The organism is Pseudomonas sp. MBLB4123, from assembly GCF_051904775.1.
In the GTDB taxonomy this organism is placed as follows: Bacteria; Pseudomonadota; Gammaproteobacteria; order Pseudomonadales; family Pseudomonadaceae; genus Aquipseudomonas; species Aquipseudomonas benzenivorans_B.
Genome location: NZ_CP196711.1, coordinates 835,963 through 842,500, shown reverse-complemented (window position 1 = coordinate 842,500; position 6,538 = coordinate 835,963). Strand labels below are relative to the sequence as shown.

Here is a 6,538-nt window from a genome sequence, read left to right as displayed (position 1 = left end):
TCCGCGAGCAGCAGCTCACCCCGTCGGAATGCGAGCGATCAGCTCCCGCTGCTGATCCAGCTCTTCGCTGATGGCCTGCATGAACTGGATCATTCGCCGGGCTGAGGTTTGCAATGCCTGTAGTGGTCTACTGACCCCGGACACCGATTTAGGCGAAAATCCTCGCCGTGAAAGAGGTGTCTGATGGGCAAGCAACGACGTACGTTTTCCGCCGAGTTCAAGCGAGAGGCAGCGGCCTTGGTACTGGATCAAGGCTACAGCCATATTTAGGCCTGCCGTTCGCTGGGCGTCGTGGACTGGTGAAGAACACCGCACAACTGGTAACGCTATTTGGCCTGTCGAATCTGTGGATGGCACGTCGGCGCAAGCGAGGTGCGTCTGTAACGCGGGAAATGGCCGCCGCGCGGTACTCGCTACGGCCAAAAAACACAGGAACAGCGGATGATCTGGGCGTTCTGGGCCGACTGGCTGCTTTTGAAAATCCGCAGGTGCTGAGCTCGGCCAGAAACACGTGGCTATTTCAGACCATCCCTTAGTTGACAACCTGATCGGGGCGTATACAGCCGCGACCGCTGCCGCCAGAAGCAGTGATCGCAGTCATAACCGTGAATTTCAACAGGCTGCTAGACCTGTTACTTGCGGAAGTAAGGAATCACCTTCTCGCCGATGTTCTTCAGGGTTTCCAGCTGCGCCCACTGCGGCACCGTGCCCATCTGGCAGATGAACAGTATCTCGTCGGCGCCGGCGTCGATCAGGCGCTGCACGTAGCCGATGCAGTCCTCGACCGTACCGTAGGCGTGGTTGGGGTTCATCATCGACATGGTCGGGTCGGAGAAGTCCACCGTCACCTCTTCCGAGGCGAAACGCGACTTGATCACCGCCTGGCCGTTGCCGTCGACGAAGGTATCGTCCTTCCACTTCTCCGGGTCCGGGCGCTCGCCGCCGGCGTACCAGTAGGACAACGACTCCATGAAGTAGCGCTGGCCGCGGATGCCGATCTGCCGCGCCTGCTGGTTGTCGTCGAGGACGATGGCCGGGCACAGCGCGGCGATATGCCGGTTGGGGCGGAAACCGACCTGATCCTTCGCGTCACGCGAGTCCCAAGCCTCGTGGTACACCGCGACCTTCTTGGCGATCTCCTCCGGGCCACCGAAGCCCAGCACCAGGGCACCCATGCCACGCTCACCGGCGCGCTTGAGCGACTCGGTGTTGGTGCAGGCCAGGTACATCGGCGGGTGTGGGTCCTGGTAGGGCTTGGGGTGGATAGGCCGCAGGGGAATCTGCACGAAGTCGCCGTGGTGCTCGATCTCGTCCTGCACGAACATCTTCGGGATCAGGTACATGGCCTCGTCGATCTGCGGCTGCAGGGTCGCCAGGTCGTAGCCGAAGGTGCCGGCCTCCTGCTGGGTGCCGCCCTTGCCGACACCGAAGTGCACGCGGCCCTTGGACAACAGGTCGAGGGTGGCGATGCGCTCGGCCACCTTGACCGGGTGATTCATCGCCGGCGGCAGGCACACCACGCCGTGGCCGATGCCGATGCGCTCGGTCTTGCCGGCGACGAAGGCCAGCATGGTCTCCGGGGCGGACATGTGCGAGTAGTTGCTCAGCGCGGTGTGCTCGACGCACCAGAAGGTGTCGAAGCCGAGCTTATCGGCCAGCACCGCCTGCTCCACCGTGTCGTCGAAAATCTTGCGGTCGCCTGCGCGGCTGGAGTCGACTGTCTGTGCCTCATAGATCAGGGAGAATTTCATTCGCTAGCCCTTCTTGTTCTGGATTCGAGTGGGCCTGGGAATCCCGAGGCCTTGCGCCCATGGTCGAGGATCGAAGGGGGTGCGGAATCCCCCAAACAGACTACTCGCAATGGGCGCAAGGCCACGCCGATCGGTGCTTGGCGGTAAACGCCAACGCCCGCACGAGGCGGGCGCATGGCGCCACCGGGAGACAGGTTTCCCGGTGGCGATCGTGGCTCAGAGGAAGAAGTCGCTGCTGTCCTGGCCCATGCTCACCCCGCCGAGGTTCCAGGCGTACTTGGCCGGGCTGTTGGCGACGTGGGCGCGGCCGGTGTGGATGTCGCGGAAGGCGCGGTTGATCGCATGGCTGCGGAAGATGGTCGAGGCGCCGCTGTTGAACATCAGCTCGCCCACCGCCCGGGCGCACTTGTCGGCGACCAGGGCCGAGTCGTAGCGCATCTTCACCCGTTCGCTCATCGCCAGCGGCGCGCCCTCCCGGGCCCGTTGCAGCATCAGCTCGAAGTTGCGGTAGAGCACCGTCTTGCACTCGTCGACGCAGACCATGGCGCCCGCCAGGGCGCTCTGCGCCGCCGGGTCCTGGACCATCTTGCGCCCGTCGTTGACCCCGACCCGCGCACGGTTGTGCGCGACGAACTGGTCCACCGCGCCCTGCAGCGCGCCGATCGCCGAGGACGACACGGCGCGCACGAAGATCTGCCCGAACGGCAGGCGGAACAGCGGCGCCGCATTGACCGCATTGCCCGGGCTGTCCTGCATGAAACCGTCCAGGGCGCGGTGGGTGCGGTACTCGGGCACCAGGGCGTCTTCCACCAGAATGTCGTGGGAACCGGTGGCCTCCAGGCCCATGACGTTCCAGTTGTCGAGTATCTGGTAATCGCCGCGCGGCACCAGGAAGGTGCGGTAGTCCGGCGCCCCGCCCGCCTCGGCCGGCGGCACCAGGGCGCCGAGGAACACCCAGTCGCAGTGCTTGCTGCCGGAGGAGAAGCCCCAGCGGCCGCTCAGGCGGAAACCACCCTCACCGCGCTCGACCTTGCCCACCGGCATATAGGAGGAGGAGATCAGCACGCTGGAGTCCTGGCCCCAGACGTCCTGCGCGGCGCGGTCGTCGAACAGCGCCAGCTGCCAATTGTGGATGGCCACCACGCCGAGCACCCAGGCCGAGGACATGCAGCCCTCGGCGAGCGTCATCTGCACCTCGAAGAAGTCCTTGGGCTCCAGCTCGTAGCCTTCCCAGCGCGCCGGCTGGAGGATGCGGAAGAAACCGGCCTCCTGGAAATCGCGGATGGTCTCCTCCGGCAACTGGCCGAGGGCGGCGGCCTGCGGCGCGCGCTCGCGCAGCACCGGCACCAGCTCGCGGGCACGTTGGATCAGACGCTGGCGAATCAGCTCTTGGTCGAGCATCTTGTTGTTCTCCTCTGTTCGCCCCGTCCGCCGGGGCGCGCGTTCAGCGGTGGCGGAGCGCCCGATGCAGCGGCGGCCCACCCTACGCGGGCATTCAAGCAACGGCGCAACAAGCCAACATCCCTCAAACGGACCATATGCCGGCGCGACGCCAATCAGCGCCTGTCTGGCGGCGCAGGTCAGGCGAATGGCCGCGGCGGCTCGACTAGCAGGCCGTTGAAAAACGTTGGCGAGGCAGCCGAGACAAGGCAAAAACAGGCGAGGAAGCGGAGTTTACGAGCGGTAAATGAGCATTCTGAGCCTGTTTTCAACGCCGTATCGGCAACGCAGGTAGTTTTTCAACGGTCTGCTAGTCCCCTCGGACGATGTTGGCTGCTGAGGCCGTTGCAAGAATCCATCACACCCCCATGCACAACGAGAGGGCCGTGCGATGAACCCAGTCAATCTGAAAGCCGAGATGCTCCAGGCCATGCGCCGCCTGGCCAAGTCGGTGACCATCATCACCACCAGCAACGGCAGCGAGCGATTCGCCATGTCCGCCACCGCGGTCGACTCGCTGTCCACCGAGCCGCCGTCGCTGCTGATCTGCGTCAACAAGACCGCCTCGCTGCACGGGGTGCTGGACGCCGGCGCGGACTTCTGCGTGAACATCCTCGGCCTCGAACAGGAAGAGCTGTCGCAGCTGTGCAGCGGCCCGGTCAAGGGCGAAGCGCGCTTCCAGCGCGGCAACTGGCTGAGCAGCGAGGACGGCATTCCCTACCTGGGCGATGCCCAGTCGGCCATCCTCTGCCGCCAGGACGGCAAGTTCAGCTACGGCACCCACAGCATCTTCATCGGCCGTATCCAGCAGATTCACAACGGCGCCGAAATCAGCCCGCTGGTCTACCTGGATGGCGGCTACACCACCACCGCGCCGGCGCCGACCCTCGCGGTGGCCGGTTGAGGCGCGCGGCATGACGGCGACAGAGGCGCTTGCGCCCCTGCGGGTGAGCGCTGCCGAGGCGCTCAGCTGGGACGAGTGCGCCGAGTTGCTGGTGGTCGGCTTCGGCGGCGCCGGAGTCTGCGCGGCCATCGAGGCGAGCGACCGCGGCCTGTCGGTGCTGGCCCTGGAGCGCTTCGCCGGCGGCGGCGCCACCGCGATCAGCGGCGGCGTGGTGTATGCCGGCGGCGGCACCCCCTACCAGCGCCAGGCCGGTTACAGCGACAGCGTCGCGGCGATGGTCGCCTACCTGCGCCAGGAGGTCGGCGAGGCGGTATCCGCCGCGACCCTGCGCGACTTCTGCGAACGTAGCTGCGCGCAGCTGGCCTGGCTGGAGCGCCAGGGCGTCGCCTTCGAGGCCAGCGTGCCGCCGCACAAGACCTCCTACCCCAGCGACCAGTACTACCTCTATTACTCCGGCAACGAGGCGGTGCCGGCCTATGCCGCCCAGGCCGCGCCGGCGCCGCGCGGGCACCGGACCAAGGGCCCGGGGATGTCCGGCGCCAGCCTGTTCGCCGCCCTGAAAAACGCCGCCCTCAGCCGCGGCGTGCGCCTGCGACAGCAGTGCGAGGTGCGCCGCCTGGTCCTCGGCCCCGGCGACGAGGTGCTCGGCGTCGAGGCCTGGCAACTGCCGCCCGGCAGTCGTGCCGCGCGCCGCCACGCACGCCTGAGCCGCTGGGCCACGGCCATCCATATGTACGCCCCGCCCCTGGCCGACCGCCTGCGCGCGCGACTGCGCCAGATCGAGCTGAACCACGCCGAGCGCCGGCTGATTCGCGGCGAGCGCGGCGTGCTGCTGAGCGCCGGCGGTTTCATCTTCAACCGCGCCCTGCTGCGCCAGCATGCGCCACACTACCTGGCCGGCCTGCCGCTGGGCACCACGGGTTGCGACGGCAGCGGCATCCGCCTCGGCCAGAGCGCCGGCGGTGCCCTGGCGCGGATGGACAAGGTCAGCGCCTGGCGTTTCATCAACCCGCCGCTGGCCTGGGCCCGCGGCCTGATAGTCAACGGCAGCGGCCAGCGTTACTGCAACGAAGAGGTCTACGGCGCCACCCTCGGCCACGCCATGGTCGAGGAACAGGCCGGCCGCGCCATCCTCATCCTCAATAAGGCCCTGGTGCGCGAGGCGCTGCGCCAGGTCGGGCCGGGCAAGGTCTGGCAGTTCCAGCGCCTGCCGGTGCTGCTCAACCTGCTGTGCAACGCCAAGCGTGGGGCCAGCCCGGCGGCCCTGGCCGAACGCTGCGGCCTGCCGGTAGCCAATCTGGAACGGGCCCTGGCCGACTACAACAGCTCCGCCCGCGGCGAGACGGCCGATGCCTTCGGCAAATCGTCGGCCATGCTCGCCTCGCTGGAGCAAGGCCCCTGGTATGCCCTCGACCTGTCCTTCGCCAGTCGCCTGTTCCCCTGCCCGACCCTCACCCTCGGCGGCCTACGGGTCTGCGAAGGCAGCGGCCGGGTGCTGAACGACTCGGGCGCGCCCATCGCCGGGCTGTACAGCGCCGGACGCAATGCCGTGGGCATCGCCTCCAACCTCTATGTGTCCGGCCTGTCCCTGGCCGACTGCGTGTATTCCGGCCGTCGCGCCGCGGCCCACCTGGCCACCCAGATTCAACCCGCAACTGCCCGATCAGGAGAACAACAATGCAACGAGTAGAAGGCAAGGTCTGCATCATCACCGGCGCCGCCAGCGGCGTCGGCCGCGAGGACGCCCTGCTGCTGGCCAGCGAAGGCGCCAAGGTGGTGCTCACCGACCTCAACGAGGAAGCCGGCCGCCAGGTCGCCGCCGAGATCGGCGACAACGCCCTGTTTATCCGCCAGGACATCGCCAGCGAGGCGGACTGGCAGCAGGTGATCAAGGCCACCCTGGAGCGCTTCGGCCGCCTCGACGTGCTGGTCAACAACGCCGCCATCCTCGCCCTCGGCAGCATCGAGGACACCAGCGTGGAGCTGTGGCAGAAGGTCCAGCGGATCAATGGCGAGGGCTACTTCCTCGGCTGCAAGTACGGCGTGCAGGCGATGAAGGACAGCGGCGGCGGCTCGATCATCAACATGTCCTCGGTGGCGGCCCTGGGCGGCATGCCGATGTTCTGCGCCTACTCGGCGTCCAAGGGCGCGGTGGCGGCCATGACCCGTTCCGTAGCCCTGCACTGCAAGCAGCAGGGTTATCGCATCCGCTGCAACAGCGTGCACCCGGACGGCATCAACACGCCGATGACCCAGGCGCTGACCGGCGGCCAGCCGATTCCCCAGGAGACCCTGGACCAGGACCCGCTGAACCGCATGTGCGCGCCGCGCGATATCGCCAACCTGGTGCTGTTCCTCGCCTCGGACGAGTCGCGGTTCATCAACGGCAGCGAGCTGCGGGTGGACAACGCCCAGCTGATCAGCGGCCTGTAAAGCGGAGGTG

General features: G+C 67.2%; 5 protein-coding genes. 3 read left to right on the top strand and 2 right to left on the bottom strand.

Annotated elements, in window-relative coordinates; all coding sequences use genetic code 11:
• Positions 1-632: 632 nt before the first annotated feature.
• Together ACSX1C_RS04210 and ACSX1C_RS04205 are read right to left on the bottom strand one after the other, a co-directional pair.
• Positions 633-1,751 carry an LLM class flavin-dependent oxidoreductase gene (locus ACSX1C_RS04210; RefSeq protein WP_439888378.1) on the bottom strand — a complete coding sequence of 373 codons (1,119 nt, stop codon included), beginning with the start codon at positions 1,749-1,751 and terminating at the stop codon, positions 633-635.
• 216 nt (positions 1,752-1,967) lie between these two features.
• On the bottom strand, positions 1,968-3,152 hold the full coding sequence (locus tag ACSX1C_RS04205; protein ID WP_439888377.1) for a flavin-dependent monooxygenase: 1,185 nt from the start codon (positions 3,150-3,152) through the stop codon (positions 1,968-1,970).
• 430 nt (positions 3,153-3,582) lie between these two features.
• On the opposite strand from ACSX1C_RS04205, the gene ACSX1C_RS04200 reads away from it, so the two are divergent.
• The 3 genes from ACSX1C_RS04200 to ACSX1C_RS04190 are packed head-to-tail and all read left to right on the top strand — an operon-like array spanning position 3,583 to position 6,528.
• Positions 3,583-4,095 (top strand): flavin reductase family protein, encoded by a 513-nt coding sequence (locus tag ACSX1C_RS04200; protein WP_439888376.1) that lies wholly within the window; start codon positions 3,583-3,585, stop codon positions 4,093-4,095.
• A 10-nt stretch (positions 4,096-4,105) separates the two neighbouring features.
• On the top strand, positions 4,106-5,785 hold the full coding sequence (locus tag ACSX1C_RS04195) for an FAD-binding protein (protein ID WP_439888375.1): 1,680 nt from the start codon (positions 4,106-4,108) through the stop codon (positions 5,783-5,785).
• On the top strand, positions 5,773-6,528 hold the full coding sequence (locus tag ACSX1C_RS04190; protein WP_439888374.1) for a glucose 1-dehydrogenase: 756 nt from the start codon (positions 5,773-5,775) through the stop codon (positions 6,526-6,528). Before ACSX1C_RS04195 ends, ACSX1C_RS04190 begins: the two co-directional genes overlap by 13 nt.
• The last annotated feature ends 10 nt before the right edge of the window (positions 6,529-6,538 follow it).

What these genes read in the sequence shown, in the direction of transcription:
- ACSX1C_RS04210 (WP_439888378.1), bottom strand. Translation starts at nt 1,751, where the DNA reads ATGAAATTCTCCCTGATCTATGAGGCACAGACAGTCGACTCCAGCCGC.
- ACSX1C_RS04205 (WP_439888377.1), bottom strand. Translation starts at nt 3,152, where the DNA reads ATGCTCGACCAAGAGCTGATTCGCCAGCGTCTGATCCAACGTGCCCGC.
- ACSX1C_RS04200 (WP_439888376.1), top strand. Translation starts at nt 3,583, where the DNA reads ATGAACCCAGTCAATCTGAAAGCCGAGATGCTCCAGGCCATGCGCCGC.
- ACSX1C_RS04195 (WP_439888375.1), top strand. Translation starts at nt 4,106, where the DNA reads ATGACGGCGACAGAGGCGCTTGCGCCCCTGCGGGTGAGCGCTGCCGAG.
- ACSX1C_RS04190 (WP_439888374.1), top strand. Translation starts at nt 5,773, where the DNA reads ATGCAACGAGTAGAAGGCAAGGTCTGCATCATCACCGGCGCCGCCAGC.